This window comes from Streptomyces sp. NPDC002057 (assembly GCF_040296665.1).
Lineage (GTDB): Bacteria > Actinomycetota > Actinomycetes > Streptomycetales > Streptomycetaceae > Streptomyces.
Genome location: NZ_JBEOXR010000028.1, coordinates 46,058 through 65,543 on the forward strand (window position 1 = coordinate 46,058; position 19,486 = coordinate 65,543).

Annotated in this window: 19 protein-coding genes and 1 pseudogene; 6 read left to right on the top strand and 14 right to left on the bottom strand. The window is 70.2% G+C overall.

Annotated features, from left to right (window positions below; genetic code table 11):
• Positions 1 to 157: 157 nt before the first annotated feature.
• Together ABT129_RS21885 and ABT129_RS21890 are read left to right on the top strand one after the other, a co-directional pair.
• The gene (locus ABT129_RS21885) at positions 158 to 1,069 is read left to right on the top strand and encodes a nucleotidyltransferase domain-containing protein (protein WP_351903971.1); all 912 of its coding nucleotides are present in this window, start codon (positions 158 to 160) and stop codon (positions 1,067 to 1,069) included.
• Positions 1,070 to 1,071: 2 nt separating this feature from the next.
• Positions 1,072 to 1,710: a Cap15 family cyclic dinucleotide receptor domain-containing protein gene (locus tag ABT129_RS21890; protein WP_351903973.1), complete on the top strand. Its 639-nt coding sequence runs from the start codon at positions 1,072 to 1,074 to the stop codon at positions 1,708 to 1,710.
• 55 nt (positions 1,711 to 1,765) lie between these two features.
• Here the strand turns inward: ABT129_RS21890 and ABT129_RS21895 are convergent, their stop codons facing one another.
• The 9 genes and pseudogenes from ABT129_RS21895 to ABT129_RS21935 all read right to left on the bottom strand — a co-directional run bounded on the left by ABT129_RS21895 (position 1,766) and on the right by ABT129_RS21935 (position 8,878).
• The gene (locus ABT129_RS21895; protein WP_351903975.1) at positions 1,766 to 2,812 is read right to left on the bottom strand and encodes a hypothetical protein; all 1,047 of its coding nucleotides are present in this window, start codon (positions 2,810 to 2,812) and stop codon (positions 1,766 to 1,768) included.
• A gap of 423 nt (positions 2,813 to 3,235) precedes the next feature.
• Positions 3,236 to 3,994 carry a hypothetical protein gene (locus tag ABT129_RS21900; protein WP_351903982.1) on the bottom strand — a complete coding sequence of 253 codons (759 nt, stop codon included), beginning with the start codon at positions 3,992 to 3,994 and terminating at the stop codon, positions 3,236 to 3,238.
• Between the two features lie 160 nt (positions 3,995 to 4,154).
• Positions 4,155 to 4,811, bottom strand: a complete 657-nt coding sequence (locus ABT129_RS21905; RefSeq protein ID WP_351903987.1) for a hypothetical protein — start codon at positions 4,809 to 4,811, stop codon at positions 4,155 to 4,157.
• On the bottom strand, positions 4,812 to 5,084 hold the full coding sequence (locus tag ABT129_RS21910) for a hypothetical protein (RefSeq protein WP_351903990.1): 273 nt from the start codon (positions 5,082 to 5,084) through the stop codon (positions 4,812 to 4,814). It lies immediately after the preceding gene.
• 81 nt (positions 5,085 to 5,165) lie between these two features.
• Positions 5,166 to 5,354 (bottom strand): hypothetical protein, encoded by a 189-nt coding sequence (locus ABT129_RS21915; RefSeq protein WP_351903993.1) that lies wholly within the window; start codon positions 5,352 to 5,354, stop codon positions 5,166 to 5,168.
• Positions 5,355 to 5,486: 132 nt separating this feature from the next.
• On the bottom strand, positions 5,487 to 6,398 hold the full coding sequence (locus ABT129_RS21920; RefSeq protein WP_351904119.1) for a DUF4145 domain-containing protein: 912 nt from the start codon (positions 6,396 to 6,398) through the stop codon (positions 5,487 to 5,489).
• A 132-nt stretch (positions 6,399 to 6,530) separates the two neighbouring features.
• Positions 6,531 to 6,768, bottom strand: a pseudogene (locus ABT129_RS21925) (helix-turn-helix domain-containing protein); the annotation flags it as partial.
• A gap of 130 nt (positions 6,769 to 6,898) precedes the next feature.
• Positions 6,899 to 7,396 carry an SMI1/KNR4 family protein gene (locus tag ABT129_RS21930; protein ID WP_502981852.1) on the bottom strand — a complete coding sequence of 166 codons (498 nt, stop codon included), beginning with the start codon at positions 7,394 to 7,396 and terminating at the stop codon, positions 6,899 to 6,901.
• 375 nt (positions 7,397 to 7,771) lie between these two features.
• The gene (locus tag ABT129_RS21935; protein ID WP_351903999.1) at positions 7,772 to 8,878 is read right to left on the bottom strand and encodes a magnesium and cobalt transport protein CorA; all 1,107 of its coding nucleotides are present in this window, start codon (positions 8,876 to 8,878) and stop codon (positions 7,772 to 7,774) included.
• A 145-nt stretch (positions 8,879 to 9,023) separates the two neighbouring features.
• Here ABT129_RS21935 and ABT129_RS21940 point away from each other — a divergent pair, with 145 nt between their 5' ends.
• On the top strand, positions 9,024 to 10,148 hold the full coding sequence (locus ABT129_RS21940; protein WP_351904002.1) for a winged helix DNA-binding domain-containing protein: 1,125 nt from the start codon (positions 9,024 to 9,026) through the stop codon (positions 10,146 to 10,148).
• Between the two features lie 30 nt (positions 10,149 to 10,178).
• Here the strand turns inward: ABT129_RS21940 and ABT129_RS21945 are convergent, their stop codons facing one another.
• Positions 10,179 to 10,994 carry a helix-turn-helix transcriptional regulator gene (locus tag ABT129_RS21945; RefSeq protein WP_351904005.1) on the bottom strand — a complete coding sequence of 272 codons (816 nt, stop codon included), beginning with the start codon at positions 10,992 to 10,994 and terminating at the stop codon, positions 10,179 to 10,181.
• A gap of 139 nt (positions 10,995 to 11,133) precedes the next feature.
• Here ABT129_RS21945 and ABT129_RS21950 point away from each other — a divergent pair, with 139 nt between their 5' ends.
• Together ABT129_RS21950 and ABT129_RS21955 are read left to right on the top strand one after the other, a co-directional pair.
• Entirely contained in the window at positions 11,134 to 12,819 is a 1,686-nt protein-coding gene (locus ABT129_RS21950) for an AMP-binding protein (RefSeq protein WP_351904008.1), read from the top strand.
• A gap of 122 nt (positions 12,820 to 12,941) precedes the next feature.
• Positions 12,942 to 14,513 (top strand): AMP-binding protein, encoded by a 1,572-nt coding sequence (locus ABT129_RS21955; protein ID WP_351904011.1) that lies wholly within the window; start codon positions 12,942 to 12,944, stop codon positions 14,511 to 14,513.
• 61 nt (positions 14,514 to 14,574) lie between these two features.
• On the opposite strand, the gene ABT129_RS21960 is transcribed toward ABT129_RS21955, so the two are convergent.
• The gene (locus tag ABT129_RS21960) at positions 14,575 to 14,958 is read right to left on the bottom strand and encodes a hypothetical protein (RefSeq protein WP_351904014.1); all 384 of its coding nucleotides are present in this window, start codon (positions 14,956 to 14,958) and stop codon (positions 14,575 to 14,577) included.
• A gap of 432 nt (positions 14,959 to 15,390) precedes the next feature.
• On the opposite strand from ABT129_RS21960, the gene ABT129_RS21965 reads away from it, so the two are divergent.
• Positions 15,391 to 17,190: a bifunctional metallophosphatase/5'-nucleotidase gene (locus ABT129_RS21965; protein ID WP_351904017.1), complete on the top strand. Its 1,800-nt coding sequence runs from the start codon at positions 15,391 to 15,393 to the stop codon at positions 17,188 to 17,190.
• A gap of 173 nt (positions 17,191 to 17,363) precedes the next feature.
• On the opposite strand, the gene ABT129_RS21970 is transcribed toward ABT129_RS21965, so the two are convergent.
• The 3 genes from ABT129_RS21970 to ABT129_RS21980 are packed head-to-tail and all read right to left on the bottom strand — an operon-like array spanning position 17,364 to position 19,418.
• Positions 17,364 to 18,014, bottom strand: a complete 651-nt coding sequence (locus ABT129_RS21970) for a flavodoxin family protein (protein WP_351904020.1) — start codon at positions 18,012 to 18,014, stop codon at positions 17,364 to 17,366.
• The gene (locus tag ABT129_RS21975; protein WP_351904023.1) at positions 18,011 to 18,598 is read right to left on the bottom strand and encodes a GNAT family N-acetyltransferase; all 588 of its coding nucleotides are present in this window, start codon (positions 18,596 to 18,598) and stop codon (positions 18,011 to 18,013) included. Before ABT129_RS21975 ends, ABT129_RS21970 begins: the two co-directional genes overlap by 4 nt.
• A gap of 19 nt (positions 18,599 to 18,617) precedes the next feature.
• On the bottom strand, positions 18,618 to 19,418 hold the full coding sequence (locus ABT129_RS21980; RefSeq protein ID WP_351904026.1) for a TIGR04222 domain-containing membrane protein: 801 nt from the start codon (positions 19,416 to 19,418) through the stop codon (positions 18,618 to 18,620).
• Positions 19,419 to 19,486 lie beyond the last annotated feature (68 nt).

The window sequence follows — 19,486 nt, forward strand, 5'->3', positions numbered from 1 at the left end:
GGGATGCCGAGCCACTCCCCCTGTCTACGCCGTGGTGGCAAGCCCCGCCCTGGTCGCCTCTGACTTGGGCGGCCATGTGGATTCATAGGTGTGCCGCTGTCGGTGCCCGCTCGTACGCTGTTGGCCGGCGCAGGCGCGCCGGAGCCTGGAGGCGTTCATGGCACGACAGCTGACGTATGAACAGCGGATCGCTTTGATCAACAAATGGAAGAACCCCCCGGGGGCTTCCGAACAGCTCCGGCTGGAGCGCGCCGAGCGCATGGTGAAACAGGCGGTGCTCCGACACGAGCCGTTCCAGGGGCTCGACATCACGGTGGCGTCGAAGGGCTCGTACCCCAACAACACCAACGTTCGCGGTGACAGCGATGTCGACATCATGGTGAAACTGAACGACCCCTTCCATACGGAGGGGCTGGCGGCTTGGTGGTTTGGGCAGCAGGCCAGTTACGCGGGGCCGTGGACCCGGCAGAGGCTCCGCCGGGAGGTCGAGGACGCGCTCACTAACCAGTTCGGCTCGGTGGACACGGACCATAACCTCGCCTTGCACGTTCCGGAGGTTGTGGGCAGCCGTCCCAGCATCGACGTGGTGCCGTGCTTCAAGTGGGTGGCCTACGACAGCACGGTGCCCGGCGGCGAGTACGTGGGCAGCGTCGTCTACGGGCGCAACGGGAAGCGTGTCATCAACTGGCCCGAGCTCCAGCTGGCCAACGGCAAGGCGAAAAACAGCGCCACCAAGTACCGGTACAAGTTCGTGGTGCGGGTGCTGAAGAACGTGGAAAACGCCCTCGCCTCCGACGGCGTGATCACGGCCCTGCCGTCGTACTTCTCCGAGTGCCTGATCTACAACGTCCCGGACGACGTCTTGGGTCTCGACGGCAGCCTGGACGCTGTGGTCCGCGAGAGTCTGCGGGAGGTCTACCGGCAGCTCACGGGGGCCTGGTTCAGCTCCCAGCGCATGGTGGAGCCGAACGGGATCAAGAAGGTGTTCGGCGAGGGTCAGAAGTGGACGGAGAAGGACGCCCGCGAGCTGGTCGAGGGCGCGTGGCACTACCTCAACTACGAAGGCTGACGATGAACACCGCGACCACCATCCGCACCGGCGCCACCATCGCCGCCACCCTCTACACCGTCGTCCTGCTCGTCCTGGGCCTGTACCCGTCCGAGTTCCGGTACCTCTTCGCGTACATCCCGGCCCTCGTGGGCTACGGCACCGTCGTCTTCGACAAGTGGGCCTGGCGCTGGCCCGTGGTCCACCGCTTCACCGGCCGTGCCTGGGTCACGGGCACTTGGCGGGTCGTGCTTGTCCCGAGCCCGGAGAGCCACATACCGGAGGGAGGGAACCGGGGCCCGATCACCACGTACATGACCATCGAGCAGACCTTTTGGAGCCTGCACGCCACGCTCCGCACGAAGGAGAGCACCTCGCGGTCGAGCAACGCCACCATCGGCTCCCCCGAGAACTCGGGAACCGCCGAGATCGGGTTCCTGTACGACAACACGCCCCGCGTGGAACACCAGCCTCGAAGCCCGCGGCACGAAGGGGCCTGCCGGATCGCGGTCACCGGCCTCCAACCCAAGGCCGCGACCGGGCACTACTTCACTAGCCGGTTTACTGCCGGCGATATGGACTTCACCCTGCTCGGCCGATCGACCGACTACGGCACATTCGCCGAAGCTCAGGCCGCCGACCCGGCGCACACCAGCCGCTGAAGATCAAGCGGCCCCGGGGGCTGGTACCCCGGGGCCCGTAGTGTTGCTGGACGAGCTACTGCATGAGCCCGCCGAGGGCCTGCTCAGCCATCTGGATGCCCTGCGTTGCCGCCATGGTCGAGGCGCCCTCCAGCAGCTTGTCTCTGAGCTGGGTGGCGAATTGGCGCAGGCGGCCCGGCTCAGGGTTCCCCGAGGTCGCCTCGGCGTGGAGGTCTTCGGCGACGCGCTCCAGTTCTACGCGGTCCTCATCGGGCATGCCCAGGATGGGGCTGACCTGGCCGATGTACCCGGCAAGCTGGACGAACAGCGTCGGGTCGATGCCTTCGGTGACGTTCTGGGCGAAGTGCTGCTGCTCGCCGATGATGACGCCCTTGGCGTTCGGCATGTAGTTGTTGTACGTGGTGCCGGGGCGGGGCTGGCTGACGTGATCCTGCACGCTTCCTCCAGTCAGGGCGCAGCTGACGCCCTGGGGTGTGATGGCGACGGTGCGGGGCTCGGTGTCGATGTGCTCGATCAACTGGTGCTGTGCCAGGTGGGCGAGTGCCTCGAACAGCTCGGTGCCGGTGATCTCAGATCCGGCGAAGTAGGCGGCGGGCGTGGCGAGGAACAGCACCGGGTTAATGGGCTTCTGGTCGCCGGCGGTGTCGAATAGCCACCGGTGGAAGGCGTCCATGGTGTAGCGGAGGCGGGCGGCGCGGTCCAGGCGTAGCTTCTTCAGCCGGTGGATCGCGGCGCGGCCAGCGTCCGCGAGGTGGACTTGGGGAAGCTCGCCCATGCCGCGCACGACGGTGACCAGATCCCGCTGCTCCAGCTCGAACGCGAGCACGGCCGGGTCCTCGTCCGGCAGCTGCTGTTCTTCGACGAACCGGGTCAGGTCGATGTAGTGAGAGGGGTTCTGCTGGGCTTGCTCGTCGAGCCACACCAGGAGCCGTGCCAAGGTCGGGTCGCCTTCGGCGGTGTCGCGGCCAGGCATGGTGCCTCCTGTTCCAGTCGCCTCGGTCTGAATCGGTACCCGGATGGGGTTCCGCTTGGCTGCGCGCTCATAGCCCTTGACGATGTCCTTGAGGTGCTTGTCGATCGCGCGCTGGTTGATGCGGGCCACGTTGGCCTCCTGTCTCAGGTACCTCAGCCAAGGGTACGGAGCGGGTCCGACATTGGGCCTTCCGTTTACCGGTCCGCGATGGTGGCGACGAGTTCGTGGTGCTGCCGAGTGGTTGGGATCTGCGGCGAGAAGGCAACACCCTGTGTCAGAGGCGGCAGCGGTGAACTGGAGTTTGTGTAGGCCCTGGGGTCCTGGGCTGCTGCCCTTGAAGGGCTAGGTGCGGCTGGGAGGGTGTCGGTGAGGAGCTCCAGTCGCGTGTAGAGGGGTCGTACGAGCCGGCCGACGAGTGTCGGTTCCCCCGGCTCCGAGCAGGGGCCGTGGGAGGACATCGGATCGCGCTACGACCTGCGCCAGCGGCTGTTTCGCCGGGCAGTCCAAGCCCGGCCATGGACCGTGCGCTCAAGGTCTGTGGCGGGGCGTGATCTATTCGCCGAGCCCGAGGGCCATGCTGCCCATGAGCTGACGAGCGAAGTCCTCCAGGATCGAGGGGTTGGCAGCGAGGAATTCCATGGCCCGCTCGGTTCGCTGTTCAGGCGAAAGCTCTTTCAGTTCCTGCTGCCATGCCAGGGTGGCAGCACCGCCATCATCGACCTCGGCATTCACGATGAGGCTCCAGAGCGCCTGTTGGGCGTCCTCACGAGCGAGCCAAGTCATGAACATCTGCTGGAACTGCTCGCTTGTCACAGTGACCTTCGGGTCGCTGGGCGCGGTGGCCGCATCTTGGGAAGGCGCGTCAGCCTCGACCCCCGGGACAGCAACAGGAGGTGTCGTCGTGACCCCAGCCCGCAAGGCCTTCTTCTGGGCTCTGCGGGCCTGCTGCTTCAGCACGAAGGCTTCGCGTTTGGCAGCGAGGGCCGGCACGGCCTGGGTGTGCCACAAGTGGACAACCACAGACTTCGTGGCTTCTACGAGACCTTCGGTGATCTGGCCCGCGATGTCAGCCACGATCTGTTGGGCGGGGGTGAGCTGAGGACCTTGCTCCTTCACGTACTTGGTGACGTAGACGATCTTGGGCTTGGCTTCGGTCTTCAGGAGAATCTCGACGTGCTTCGGTCCCTTGTCACTCGTCTTGGGAGTGAACCCACGCTTCCAGCCTTCGTTCTCCCGCGAGTCGGCGAGACTCTCGCCCTTGGGGATGCGAATAAGTGCGTTGAACAGGTCGTACTCCGGGTCCTCGGCCATGCGTCCTCGTCAGTGCTCGGGGCTTCCTCGGCGCTCGGTCGACGAGGAAGTCGCGGTAGTGGAACCGAACCTCACCCGCCACCGTAGCTTTGGCGTCCGACAAGTCGGCAGGTTCGGCGAGCGTCGCATCAGGCGCCACAGAGCCTCAGGGCCAAGGTTGTCACCAGTCCCCTCGCCGGATCCGCTCGTCGGACACGATCCCGTAGACGTACCGCCCAGAGCGTTCGGGGCATCGTGGAGTCTCCGACGGCCCCCCGATCGGCCATTCCTCCAGTGCTGACCTGATCTCGTGCCACTGCACGTTGCGCCGGCTCTCGACGATGACCAGCGTGTAGCGGTCGGTCCGGTAGGTGAAGGGCTTGCCGGTCTTCGTGTAGAAGACCTCTCCCTGGTGCTCCTCGATCCGAGGCCTCGCCGTCTCCATGTTGGGACCGACCGGCACCGGCTCGGGCGGAAGCGGCGGTGGAACCGGATGCCCTGCCCACCGGAGGCGTTCCTCCGGCGTTGGCTCCCTGCTGATCCGATGCCAGGAAGCGCTCCCTCGCACGGTGGTCGACGTGACCGCCAGCTCTGTGCCGTCCGGCAGCACCCCCCGGCCGGGCTCTCCGTAAGGCTCCGCGACCCTGATGTCACGCCGCTCGTAGCCGAGTCTGCTGACAACTGACTCCAGGGTCCCCATCTGAGTGTTCCCGACGTACGACCACTGGTCCTCGCTCGCATCGTCGGAGAACTCCACCACGCCGACGAGGTAGACCCCGTCCTCGTTCGGGTCACCGAAGAGCTGCCGCAAGCGGTCCGGTCCGAAGTCGCCCGTCATCTATCCGTCCACCCCTGCATCGCCGCTGCCATGAGATTCTCCGTCGATCAGCGCGATCACAGCCTCCTTGGCTTGCGGCTGCGTCGCGTGCTGTGCCATCCGGGACCCGATCACGGCCACCCTACTGAGCACCTCGGCGGCCTCCTTGAGTTCGGTTGAAGGCGGCAGCACGAAGCGCGCGCCGAACTCGACCTCACCGCTGAGCTTGGCCTGCCCCTCGCCGTAGCCATAGCCGAGGAACGCCGGAGCGCCGAGTTCCTTGAGCCGAGCCACGCCATCCTTCTCCCACTGCAACCTCTTGCGCGGCGGATGGAGTCGCCACGGAATCCAGCCCTCGTAGGCGAGGTACTCCTGTCAGAGCAGCGCCAGGTGATCCCAGTCGTAGGTCTTGGAGGAGGTGACGTGCTGCTGCACGAGGAAGAAGCGGACTTCGACCCCACCAAGCCCGCTGCCATCGACGAGCTTGCCGACGTCCTGGGTCGGCAAGCTCTCGGTGGCTTCCCAGCTGACGGTGTAACCGCTGCCCGGAATCGGGGCGTCCACGATCGCGACGTACAGGCCACCGGAGCCGATTTCCTGGATGGACTTCGATGAGCCGCCGGGCAAGGCGTTGGTTCGGCCGCTGCGCCCTGCTCTTGAGCGCAGGGCGGTGGTCGAACCAACCGCGCCCTGGTGTCAGGGCCGGCGTGCTGGTCGCGCTGGCGATGGCCGGGGCACGGGTCGGACAGGCGCGGCGGTTGGCTTTGGCGTGGCCGTCTTCGGCTGGGAGGCGGCGAGGTCGTTCAGGACTGCGCTGACCACGGGCCAGCACATGTCCAGCGTGTCGCGATCCGGGGTGTGGGCCTCGCGGATCTCTGCGCGCGGATGGACGAAGTTGCGGTACTTGCGCAGCTCGTGACAGAAGCGCTCTACGTCGGCACCGATCCATCCTGCGTCGTGGCAGGTCTTGATCAAAGTGTCCAGGGTGACCCTATCCGCTGACGTACTGCCGAGTCGTGAGGCGTCGCGTTCGCGCACCACATGGACCATGACGCCTTCCAGCAGGCTGCCGAGCATGATGATGGCGGCGACGTGAGCGCCATTGGCGTAGCAGGTTCGTGCCTCGTCCAAGCGGTGTTGGAGCAGGGCGGCCATCTTCCGGTCACTGATGAGATCGGTCATGGCTGTGCTGAGTTCGGCAGGGCCCCGGCTACCCGGGTGGGCAAGGGAGGGGTCGCAGGCGACGAGACGGGGGCGGCCACCAGGATTCTCCAGGCGTGCTCCCTCGTAGACCAGGAAGGCGTTGACCGCGGAGACGACAGCAGGTAGCTGGTCCGGCTCGTCAAGGTATTCGCGAGGGTCGGCCAGGCGAAGCAGGACCCGTTCCAGCTCGGTGGGCTCTTCTCGGCGTTCGCTGAGCCGGGCGAGCGTCCACTCCATCCTGTACTCGCCGTTGTACTCCGGCACCCGCTGCCAGCCAGCGTGTTCCAGGAAGCGCGCGATCTCGAAACCTTTGCGGTAGTAGAGGTGGTCGTCGCCGCAGATGACGCGCGCGAGCTCCTCCAGGGTGTTGGCGTCGAGGATGCCGAGTGGGGACTGCGCAGTCATGCCGAGCCTTCCGTGCTGTCGTCGGTTTCGTCGTCTACTTCGTTGTCTTCTACCTTGCGGAGCGTGTTGGCCAGATCGTCCGTACCTGGGTCCTCGGGTGCCTCCGCCGTGTCGTCGGCCAGGCCCCCGTCGGAGGAGAGCGAGTGGGGAGACACCGAGGGCAGCCGCAATGGCGACGAGGTCATCCACGTCGCAGCGCCGGCGGGTGCGTTCGATGCGGGACAGCATGGTGTTGGTCATGGGGTGGCCGAGCTCGGTGACACGGGGCAGCGAGCTCGCGCTGGGCGAATCCGCGCGAGGTACGCAGCCGCTCGATGGCGCGGGCGGTCCGTTCTCCGGCGGGACCGATTTCCGTAGCTCTTCGGGGCATGCGTCTGTTGTAGCTCGGGTTCCCGGGTTCGGCGTCCGCGACGAGGTCTACCCCGGCGCGGTGTGGGCGGTCGGGAACGCCGCCAGAGACTCCAGGCGAGCTTCCCATGCCCGGTCGCCAGGGTCGTGCGTCAGCTGGTCCGCGAGCAGCGGGTGGGCCCGGCGGACGCTTTCGAGTAGTTGGGGAACTCCCGGGTCGCCAGCTCGATCACGGCTGCCGCCGACCGGCGTTGGTGCGGTGCGAATCCTTCGGCGATGGCTGCCAACTCCGGGTTGGGGCGCGCCTTCCAGTCCGGCTCGTAGGACGTGGCGGCTTCCCAGGGGCCGAAGCCGTCGGCCAGGAGCCACAGGAAGTCGCCCAGGTCGCGTGCTACGACACCGGTTTCGCCCTCGGAGCCGAGGAAGACGATGGGCTGCTCAGCCAGAGGGCGGCTCGGGCGGATGAGCCAGATCGCCGCGTACCCGCCCGTGCCGTCTTGTCCGAACACGCGGAAGTCGTTGCCGTCCAGTTCGCTGTTCCCGGTCCATGCCTGGAACCAGTCGGTGGTCTCGGCAGCGGACAGGAAGGCCGGGAAGGGTTCGAAGTCGACCCCGGTCTTCCCGTCGGCGTAGTCGAAGCGAACGGCCATCGCAGTGGCGAGCGCGGCGGGGAACTGGCGGTCATCGGCGGGCTTCACGGAGACAGGCTAGATAGGGGGTCGGACATCGACGCCCCACGGGCAAGGTCGTTGGACGACTCCCGGCTTGTAGTCGTCGGGAGAGACAGGACAGGCCTGGTCGCGACAACGGGTGGCACAGCATCTGCTGTGCCACCCGTTGTCGTTACCCTCCGCAATCGCGTGCCGTCGAGGGTGGTCGGCGGTGCGGGAGGGCTGGCCCCAAGGTCAGGGGAGCGCCCGGTATGGGTGGGCTGCGGATTCTCGCCAGATTCTCCCCAGGGGGTCCTGCGGGCCACTTCTCGGTGTTCGCAGGAGCTAAGTTGATCAGTGGTGCTGCTGTGTGATCTACAGCCAGTCGCGCTTCTTGAAGATGACGTACAGGCTCACGCAGACCACCGCCATCAGCAGGATCGCGAAGGGGTAGCCGGCTGCCCACTGGAGTTCTGGCATGTTGTCGAAGTTCATCCCGTAGATCGTTCCCACCAACGTCGGTGCGAAGAGAATGGCCGCCCACGACGAGATCTTCTTGATCTCCTCGTTCTGTTCGAAGCCCGCCTCCGCCAACGCCCGCATCTCCGCGTTCTGTTGTTGGGTGACCAGGGTCGCGTTGACCGTCAGGATGTCCGTCAGGGCCTGGCGGAAGCCGTCCACGCGTTCGCTGGTGTGGGTGACGTGGTCGGCCACGTCGCGGAGATAGCGCTGGAGTTCCTCGTCCGTGCCGTACTTGGCGAAGCCGGCCATCAGGCCGTGCAGCATGCCCACCAGGGGGCGGGTGGCGCGCTGGAACTCGACCATCTCGCGGGAGAGTTCGTAGATGCGGCGGGAGACCGCCGGGTCGCCGCCGAAGACCTCCGTCTCGATCTCGTCGATGTCGTTCTGGACGCCCGCCACCACCGGGGCGTAGCCGTCGACCACCGCGTCCAGGATCGCGTACAGGACGGCCTCCGGGCCCAGCGCCAGGAGGTCCGGGTCCTTCTCCATGCGGTGGCGGACCGTGGAGAGGTCCGGCGCGGCGCCGTGGCGGACCGTGATCAGGAAGTCCGGGCCCACGAAGAGGTGGAGTTCGCCGAACTCGACCTCCTCCTGGGCGTCCAGGTAGCGGGCCGCCCGCAGGACGACGAACAGGGTGTCGCCGTACCGTTCCAGCTTGGGCCGCTGGTGGGCTTCGAGGGCGTCCTCCACGGCGAGTTCGTGGAGGTCGAACTCGGCAGCCAGGGAGTGGAGTTCCTCCTCCGTGGGGCGATGGAGGCCGATCCACGCCATGCCGTCCGGGTGCTCGCGCAGCTGCCGGAAGGTGTCCGCGAGCGTGGCGGGGGAGGAGACCCGGCGGCCGTCCCGGTACAGGCTGGCCTGCACCACGCTCGACCGCTCCGTCGGCGGTTCCGGGGAGGTCGTGGCGGGCGGCTCCGCCGGGGGGCGGCGCCACGCCGCGCGGGGGCGGCGGTCGGGCATCTCGTGCACCTCCTGGGTCTCGTGGGAAGGATATATGGGGTGAATCGCGGCGGCGCGGTCCGCCCTGGCGGGGTTCCGTGGTGCGCCCGGGCCACTCGCCCTCTTGCGGACCGTATCTGTCCGCAAGCCCGGGTAGCGTGCCGACATGGCCCTCAAGACGACGCATCCCGTCCTCGGCACCCGCGCCCTGAACCGCGCCACCCTCGCCCGCCAGCTGCTCCTGCGCCCCGCCCCGATGGGCGTCACGGAGGCCGTCGAGCACCTCCTCGGCCTCCAGGCGCAGAACACCAAGCCTCCGTACTACGCGCTCGCCGCCCGCCTCGACGGCTTCCGGCCCGAGCAGCTGTCCGCGCTGATGGAGTCCCGCGCCGTGGCCCGCATCGTCACCATGCGCTCCACCGTGCACACCCACACCGCCCGCGACGCCGTCGCCCTGCGCCGCCTCGTCCAGCCCGGGGCCATCGACCGCGAGCTCGCCGTCTTCGTCTCCCGCAAGGGGCTCGACGGCGTCGACCTCGACCGGCTCGCCACCACCGCCCGCGCGCTCGTCGAGGAGCGGCCCCGCACCCCCAAGGAGCTGCGCGAGGAGCTCCTCCCGCTGTGGCCCGACGCCGACCCGCAGTCCCTCTCCGTCGCCGCCCGCTGCCTGCTTCCCCTGGTCCAGGTCACCCCGCGCGGCCTGTGGGGGCGCGGCGGCCGGGTCGCGCTGACCACCACCGACCGGTGGTTCGACGACCCCGCGCGGGAGGCGGCCGACGTCGACGAGACGGTCCTCCGCTACCTCGGCGCCTTCGGGCCCGCCTCCGTGAAGGACATGCAGACCTGGTGCGGGCTCACCCGGCTCGGTGAGGCGTTCGAGCGGCTGCGGCCCCGGCTCCTCGCCTTCCGGAGCGAACGCGGCACGGAACTCTTCGACCTGCCCGACGCACCCCGCCCCGACGAGGACACCCCGGCCCCGCCGCGGTTCCTGCCCGAGTTCGACAACCTGCTCCTCTCGCACGCCGACCGCGGCCGGGTCGTGCCCGAGGAAGCCCGGGGCCGCACGTGGACCGGCAACCAGGCGCACCGCGTCTTCCTCCTCGACGGCTTCCTCGCCGGGATCTGGAGACTCGACGAGGCGAAGGACCGCACCACCCTCACCGTCCAGCCCTTCGGGCGCGTGACGCGCGACCGGCGCGCCGCGCTCACCGCCGAGGCCGAGCGGACCCTCCGGCTCATGACCCCGCCGGACATCCCGTACGACATCGTCTTCGGCACCCCCGAGACGTAGCCCCCGCACGGGTGATCCGCGCCCCCGGCCTCACGGCAGCGCGCCCGCCCTCCGGGCCGCCACCACCGCCTCCCAGCGGGTGTGCGCGCCCAGCTTCCGCATCGCCGAGCGCAGATAGCCCTTCACCGTCTCCGGGCGCAGACCGAGCCGCGCCGCCGCCGTCGCGTTCGTCGCCCCCGTCGCCACCGCCGCCAGCACGTCCGTCTCCCGGGGGGTCAGGAGCACACCCGGGGCCGGTACGGAGGTGCCCGAGGCCGATTCCAGGCGTCCGCACACCGCGAGCAGACGCTCCCGCAGCTCCGGGTCCTCGACCCGGGGCGCCAGCTCGCGCAGCTCCCCGTACGCCTGCCGTACCTCCTCCCACGACGGTCCCGAGGGCGGCGGGGTGAGCAGCTGCCCGACCTCGTCCCGTACCGCGAGCGCCTGCTCCACGTCACGGGCCGCCGCGACGGCCGCGTCGAAGACCCGCTCGCCGATGGGCAGGGCGTCGCGCAGCGCCCCGTACAGCACCCCGCGTACCTTCCGCCGTACGACGACGGGCACCGCGATCACCGAGCGCAGCCCCTCCGCCGAGACCGGCCCGTCGTACTCGTGCGTGATGTGAGGGGCCGAGGGGTAGTCCGTCACCGCGCACGGCCGGGACAGCGCCAGACACTTCCCGCCCAGACCGGAGCCGGCCGAGACGGCGAGCCCGTGGAGGGCGGGGGTCACCGCTCCGTTCAGCTCGCCGATCCGCAGCACCCGCCCGTCGTGCAGCAGCCCGCCGAAGACGACCGGCAGGCCGGTGGCGCGGCGCAGCCGCAGCAGCGCCCCGCGCAGCTCCACCGACTCGACGTGCTCGCGCACCGTGCCCTCCTCTCGCGGCCCCGCCGCCGGTCCGACCGCCGCAGGGGATCGGCGACGCCTTCACCCCCGAACGGGGGTAGTGAGACCTGGGTCACTGATTACACGATGTCCGGGACCGGTCCCGCAACGAGGAGGACGCATGACGGCTACGAGCGCGACCAGCGCGACGGAGAGGTTCCGGGCCGCCCGGGACTTCCTGCTCCAGCATCGCGAGGACTACGAGACGGCCTACGAGGGCTTCGTCTGGCCCCGGCCCGACCGGTTCAACTGGGCGCTCGAATGGTTCGACGTCATCGCCGAGGGCAACGACCGGACCGCGCTGCACCTCGTCGAGGAGGACGGCTCCGAGACGAAGGTGTCCTTCGCCGGGATGTCCGCCCGATCGAACCGGGTCGCGAACTGGCTGCGCGCCCAGGGCGTGCGCGCGGGCGACCGGATCATCGTGATGCTCGGCAACCAGGTCGAGCTGTGGGAGACGGTGCTCGCCGCGATGAAGCTGCGCGCCGTCGTCATCCCCGCCACGCCGCTCCTCGGCCCCGCCGATCTGCGCGACCGCGTCGACCGGGGCCGCGCCCGCCATGTGATCGCGCGCGCCGAGGACATCGCCAAGTTCGACGACGTCCCCGGGGAGTACACCCGGATCGCGGTCGGCGGCGACGGGGTGGACTGGCTCGGCTACGAGCACGCGGAGCGCGCGTCCGCCGACTTCGAGCCCGAGGGCGTCACCCTCGCCGACGACACCCTGATGCTGTACTTCACCTCCGGTACGACCGCCCGGCCGAAGCTGGTCGAGCACACCCACACCTCGTACCCGGTCGGGCACCTCTCCACGATGTACTGGATCGGTCTGAAGCCCGGCGACGTCCACCTCAACATCTCCTCGCCCGGCTGGGCCAAGCACGCCTGGTCCAACCTCTTCGCCCCGTGGAACGCGGAGGCGACCGTCTTCATCCACAACTACACGCGCTTCGACCCGGCCCGTCTGATGGACGAGATGGAACGCCACGGCGTCACCAGTTTCTGCGCCCCGCCGACCGTGTGGCGGATGCTGGTCCAGGCCGACCTGGGCCGGCTCAAGACCCCGCCGCGCGAGGTCGTCGCCGCCGGCGAGCCGCTGAACCCCGAGGTCATCGAGTCGGTGCGGCGCGCCTGGGGCGTCACCGTCCGGGACGGCTTCGGCCAGACCGAGACCGCCGTCCAGGTCTCCAACAGCCCCGGCCAGCGGCTCAAGGAGGGCTCCATGGGACGCCCGAGCCCCGGCTTCCGGGTCACCCTCGTCGACCCGGTGAGCGGCCGGCCGGACGTGGCGGAGGGCGAGATCTGTCTCGACCTGTCCACCCACCCGCTGGGCCTGATGACCGGCTACCACGGCGATCCGGAGCGTACGGCGGAGGCGATGGCGGACGGCTACTACCGCACCGGCGACATCGGCGCGCGGGACGAGGACGGGTACATCACGTACGTCGGGCGCTCCGACGACGTCTTCAAGGCCTCCGACTACAAGATCAGCCCCTTCGAGCTGGAGAGCGCGCTCCTGGAGCACGAGGCCGTCGCCGAGGCGGCCGTCGTCCCCGCCCCCGACCCGCTGCGGCTCGCCGTCCCGAAGGCGTACGTCGTCCTCGCGGCGGGCTGGGAGCCGGACGCGGAGACCGCGAAGGTCCTCTTCGCGCACTCGCGCGCCGTCCTCGCCCCGTACAAGCGCGTCCGGCGCATCGAGTTCGCCGACCTGCCCAAGACCGTCTCGGGCAAGATCCGCCGGGTGGAGCTGCGCCGCCTCACCGCGGAAGGCGGCGGCAGGGAGTACACGGAAGGGGACCTCGCGTGAACGCGCCGCAGGAACGTCCGGACCCGCGCGGGATGTTTGCCGACCTCCCCGCCGGGGATCGCTCCGACGCGCGGGGAGTCGCCGCCGACCTCCCAGCCGGGGAACCCTCCTACGCGCACGGCGTGTCCACCACCGCGCTCCTCGGCGACACCATCGGCGCCAACCTCGACCGGGCGGTCGCCGCCTGGCCCGAACGGGAGGCGCTCGTCGACGTCCCCACCGGGCGCCGCTGGACGTACGCCGAGTTCGGCGCGGACGTCGACCGGCTGGCCGGCTCCCTGCTCGGCAGCGGGGTCCGCAAGGGCGACCGGGTCGGGATCTGGGCCGTCAACTGCGCCGAATGGGTCCTCGTGCAGTACGCCACCGCCCGCGTCGGCGCCGTCATGGTCAACATCAACCCCGCCTACCGGGCCCACGAGCTGGCGTACGTGCTCAACCAGGCGGGCATCACGCTGCTCTTCGCCTCGCTCGCCCACAAGACGAGCGACTACCGGGCGATGGTCGAGGAAGTCCGGGGTGACTGCCCGGAGTTGCGGGAGGCCGTCCACTTCGGCGACCCGGGCTGGGACGCCTTCCTCGCCCGTACGCCGGGAGAGCTGCGCCCCGAACCGCTCTCCTGCGACGAACCCGTCAACATCCAGTACACCTCGGGGACGACGGGCTTCCCGAAGGGGGCCACCCTCTCCCACCACAACATCCTCAACAACGGATTCTTCGTGGGCGAGATGATCGCCTACACCGAACAGGACCGGATCTGCCTCCCGGTGCCCTTCTACCACTGCTTCGGCATGGTCATGGGCAACCTCGCCGCCACCTCGCACGGCGCCTGCATGGTGATCCCCGCGGCCTCCTTCGACCCCGCCGCCACGCTGCGGGCGGTGCAGGAGGAGCGGTGCACCTCGCTGTACGGGGTGCCGACGATGTTCATCGCCGAGCTGAACCTCCCCGACTTCGCGACGTACGACCTGTCCAGCCTGCGCACCGGCATCATGGCCGGTTCGCCGTGCCCGGTCGAGGTGATGAAACGGGTCGTCGCCGAGATGAACATGGCGGAGGTGTCGATCTGTTACGGCATGACCGAGACCTCGCCCGTCTCCACCCAGACCCGGCGCGACGACGACCTGGAGCGCCGGACCGGCACGGTCGGCCGGGTCCTGCCGCACGTCGAGGTGAAGGTCGTCGACCCGGCGACCGGACTCACCGTGGCGCGCGGCACGGCGGGGGAGCTGTGCACCCGCGGCTACAGCGTGATGCTGGGCTACTGGGACGAACCGGAGAAGACCGCGGAGGCGATCGACCCCGGCCGCTGGATGCACACCGGGGACCTCGCGGTGATGCGGGAGGACGGCTACGTCCAGATCGTCGGCCGCATCAAGGACATGATCATCCGTGGCGGCGAGAACGTGTACCCCCGCGAGATCGAGGAGTTCCTCTACGGCCACCCCGGCATCGCCGACGTCCAGGTCGTGGGTGTCCCCGACGCGCGCTACGGGGAGGAGATCCTGGCCTGCGTCATCCCCCGCGACCCGGCCGCCCCGCCCACCCTGGAGGACGTCACCGCCTTCTGCCGCGACCGGCTCGCCCACTACAAGATCCCGCGCAGGGTGGAGATCCTCACGGAGTTCCCGATGACGGTGAGCGGCAAGGTGCGGAAGGTGGAACTGCGGCAGAGGTACGGGGAAGGGGAGGGGTAGCGGGGATCCTCAGGGGCCGGCGAGCGGGCCGGAGCGGGTGGCCCCGGCCCGCGGGCGCGCGTCAGGCCACCGTGCCGGCGACGCCGGTGCGGCCGTCGGGGACACCGACGATCGTCACGATGACCTGCTCCCGGACGGCCTCGCCGAGCACGTCGGCCAACGCGTCGGTGGTGGTGGCGACCAGACGGGCGGGGGCGTCCGGCACCTCGGGCAGGTGGTACGCGGCCTCGCGCATGCTGAGGGTGACGAGCGGGGCGTCGTCGTCGGTCGGGACGCCGCCGACGCCGCGGCGGTGCCGCGGGACGCCGATCAGGTCCACCCCGACGAGGCGGCGGAACTCCTTGCCGTAGACGGCCCCCACCGCGTCGGTCAGGGCGCTGATCAGCTTCGTCTCTACCGTCCCGTCGAGGGTTTCCTCGCGGATGTGCACGCTGAAGTGCGGCATGGTGGCGCTCCGTTCACGCGGTACGTACGAGGGAGCCATTTTGCTTTGCATCCAAAGCAAAATAGCTTTGAGGGTAAAGGTAAATGGGGAGGGGTGTGCGATGTCAAGGCCCCGGGGAGCGCGACGCCACGCAGGGCGGTGGGGGCGGAGTCGATGACGCCGTCGGGGCCCCACGCTCGTGCCCCGGATGGCGGGCCGGGTCGAGGAGCTCCCCGCGCCCGGTCGCGCCGACCCTTCGGCAGGCGGCCTTCGGCTCCGGTACCACGGCAGTTGGGGCACGGGCCGGCCCGCGTTTCCTTCGCCCGTCCGCCCGGCCGGGCTTGGCTGAAGCGGTCATTCCCCATGTCTTGGAGCGCAGTACGACGTTCATGGCCATGACACCGACGGGGAGTGGGATGGGTTCGCTCGTCCCACTCCGAAGGAGTCATCGCCTTGAGAAACTTCCTTCGCCGGATCGGCGTCATCGCCGCGGGCACCGCCCTTCTCGGCGGCGCACTGTCCGTCTCACCGGCAGCCGCAGACGACACTGTCGACGTCCAACTCCTCAGCATCACCGACTTCCACGGCCATCTGCAGCCGCCCACCGCCGGCCAGGGCGGCTCCATCCCCACCGGGCGCGGTACCTCGGTCACCGTCGGCGGCGCCGCCTATCTCGCCACCCACCTCCAGCGGTTACGGGGCGACCACCCCCGCTCCGTCACCTTCGCCACCGGCGACAGCTTCGCGGGCTGGCCCTTCGAAGTGGACGCCTTCCAGGACGAGCCGACGATCGAGGTGCTCAACAAGCTCGGCGTGCGCTTCTCGGCCCTGGGCAACCACGAACTGGACGTCTCCCCGGAGTTCCTGGTCCAGCACATGGAGGAGGGCCGGTGCTTCGGCGAGGTCGACGTGGACAGCTGCTTCACGGACTCCACCGGGCAGCGCTTCCACGGCGCCGACTTCGACTTCCAGTCGGGCAACATCGTCGACGCGCGGACCGGTCGCACGGTGGTGGATCCGTACCGGGTCGAGTGGTTCCGCTCCGCCGGCGGCAAGCGGATCCCCGTCGGCTTCATCAGCACCACGGTCGAGGGTTCCGTCACCAACTCGACCTCCTTCCAGCCGCAGTTGCGCGCCCTCGACCAGGCGCGGACCATCGAGCGCCACACCAGGGAACTCAAGCGGCGCGGCGTCGAGGCCATCGTCCTCAACGTGCACGAGGGCGGCTCGCCGACGGACGTCACCGCGGGCTACGACGCGTGCGACTCCGTCTTCGGACCGGTCTTCGAACTGGCCAAGAAGGTCCCCGCCGAGATCGACGCGATCGTCACGGGAGACTGGCACTGGCGCTTCAACTGCATGGTGCCCGACCCGGCCGGCGTACCGCGCCCGATCGTCGAAGCCGGCCACCACGGCGGTGTGATCAACGAGATCAACCTGTCTCTCGACCCGAGGACCGGTGAGGTCCTCAGGGACCGCACCCGGTCCGTCAACCACGCGGTGACGCGCGACGTGGCGCCGGACCGCGAGGTCCAGAAGATCGTCGACTACTGGGCCGCGCGCGGAGCCGAGCGCTTCGCCGAGCCGCTCGCCCGGCAGACCGGCTCCTTCACCCGTACGGCGAACGCCGCGGGGGAGAGCACGGCGGCCGACCTGTACGCCGACGCCCAGTACTGGAACGCCAACCGCACCCGCCAGGGGCGGGCCGATCTGTCGCTGATCTCCGCGCGGCCCGCCAAGGGCAGCAACGCCGTCCGGGGCGACCTGCCGTTCGGCAGGGGGAGCCACCCCGCCGACGCGGACGGGCGCATCCTGTTCGGCGAGTCCTGGAACGCCTACGGCTACGGAAATCCCGTCCTCACCGTCAGCGTGAAGGGCCGACAGCTCGACGCGATCCTCGAACAGCAGTGGCAGAAGCAGGCCGACGGGACGGTGAGGTCGGCGCCGCTCGCCGTCTCCCGCAACGTCTCGTACAGCTACGACCCGGCCCGGGCCGTCGGCGATCGCGTCGCCCCCGGCGACGTGCGGATCAACGGGCGGCCGCTCGACCCCGCTCGTACCTACCGCGTGGCCGCCCTCGCCTACACGGTCATCGGAGCCGACGGATACGGCGCCTTCACCGGCTACACCGCACCCGTCCGCAACGGCGCCGACCACGAGAGCTTCGTGGACTACCTCAAGACCCGCAAGACGATCTCCCCGGCACCCCTCGACCGTGTCCGCATCAAGGCCAAGGCCAAGGCCAAGAGCTGACACCGATCGCGTCCCACCGCCGCCGCACGCCCACGCGTACCCGCTCCCACGCGTCGGCGTGCGGTCCGTGGGTCGCGGCGGTCGCGGAGGTCGCGGCGGGTCCGGCAGTGTCCGTGCGGTCCCGGCGGGACGGGCCGTCCGGAGGGGCCGCGGGGTCCCGGCCTCCCGTGAGGTCAGACCGGAGAGCCCACCGCCTCCACGGGCAGCGCCGCCCGCCGCGCCCGCTCCTCGGCCGGGAACAGCGCCGGCCGCGCCTCCCCCTCGAAGTACGTCCGCGCCCTGGCCATCGCCCGCTCGTCGCCGCGCACCTGGCCCGGCCGCGACCCGTTGCCGAGCAGGACCCCGCCGAAACGCATCCGCAGGTACGCCGCCGTGTTGTTGAGGGTGGTCACCATGCCGTCGGCGACGGCCTCGTCCTCGTCCGCCATGGCCGCGACCGCCCACAGGGTCCGTCCGGCCATCCTCTTCTTGAAGTCCAGGCCGGGAACCCCGAGCCAGCCCGACCAGTAGTCGAGGTAGCGCTTGGTCTGGGCGGAGAGGGTGTACCAGTACAGCGGCGAGGCGATCACGATGTCGGTGGCGTCCAGCGTGGCCTCCCGCAGCATCCGCTCGCTCTCCGGGACCGGCCAGTCGCCGTCCTCGTGGCGCCCGTCCTGGAAGTCCGGCAGGGGCAGTCCGTTCAGGTCGATCCATCGCTGCGGGACGTCGGCGGGCAGCGCCTCCGCGGCGGCCCTGGCGAGTATCCCGGTGTTGCCGTCGGCGCGTGAGCTGCCCAGCACGAACAGGAACGATCGGTCCGCGGAACGCGGGGAATCAGAGGTCATGGCTGGACGCTAACGGTTGACACCGGTGTGAAGGTCAACTCCGTGAGGGAGGCCGGACTCCCCGCCCCGCTCTCCAGCTCCCGGCGCATGCAGACGCGCGGCCAGACCGACAGGCCGTGGTCGGCCTCCGCGCGGCTGATCGCCCGCAGCCCCTCCGTGAGCGCGGGATCCGACCCGGTGAGCGGACGGAAGCCGAGCCGCGCGTAGTAGGGGGCGTTCCACGGCACCTCGGTGAACGTCGTCAGGGTCAGCGCCGTCAGACCCTGCTCCCCGGCGGTCACCGCCAGATGCTCGATCAGCGCCCGGCCCACCCCCCGGCGAGCCGCGTCCGGATGCACCGACACCTGCTCGATGTGGGCGGCACCGTCGACCGTGTCGGTCAGGAGGTACGCGACCGGACGGTCGGCGGCGTCCACCGCCACCCACGCCCGGCCCGCACAGCGGTAGGACTCCAGGACGTCCAGGGGAAGCGGGTCGTCGTCGGCGATCGCCGCCATGCCGAGGGTGCGGAACGGCTCGCCCGCCGCCCGTTCGATGTCCTGGAGCAGCGGGAGTTCGGCCGCAGCGGCCGCTCTGATGCGCATACGACAGTATGGCGCGGCCTCACCCCGCGGCGCCGCCCGTCCCCGCACCCCGCTCCCCGGGAGGCCGGTTCCGGTCCTCGTCCCCGGGCCGGGCGAGCAGGCCGCCCTCCCGTGAGAATCGGGGCAGGAACAGGGCGAGCGCCGGATCGCCGTACAGCGCCACGTACAGCTGGACCAGCCGCCCGTCCGTCACCTCGCGCCGGTGCGCCGGCAACGGGTACCGCTCCCGCAGCGTGGCGAGCAGCCGCCGCGCCGCCCGGGTCGCCGGCGACCGCCGCAGCAGCACCACCGCCACGAGCACCGGAAGCGCCCCCACCGCCAGCGTCCCGGCCAGCCCCGCGCCGGACGCCCCCGTCGCGTACGCCCCCACCGCCACCGTCAGCGGTACGCACCCCAGCAGCGCCCGCGCCGCCCACCACCGCGCGGGCGGCCGCAACAGCCCCGCCCCGCGCAGCTCACCGCGCAGGGCGTCGACCGCCCGCCGCGCCTCGGGGCGCAGCGCGAGATCTCTCAGCGCGAAGGCCCGGTGGAGCGCCCCGTGCACCCCCAGCTGTACGGGATCCCGGGTGCGGCCCGGCCCGCCGTTGGCCCGAATCGTATGTTTGCGGCCCGCCGCGACCGCCCCGCGCTGGTGCAGCGCGACCAGCGCCACGGTGACCGCCGCCCGCCGCCCGCCCCGCAGCAGCGCCAGGGCCTGCGGCGGCGGCACCTCGTCCGGGCGCTCCGTTCCGCTGTCCCGGCTGCGGGTTCGCAACAGCGCGGCGGCGCACAGCAGTTGCCCGCAGGCCGCTCCGATGAACCACCACATCCCCGTCGACATGACACCCACCCCCGAGGGTGTTGTGCCCGGGGGAGCGTGATCGTCACGCGTGAATGGCCGGTTTCGGA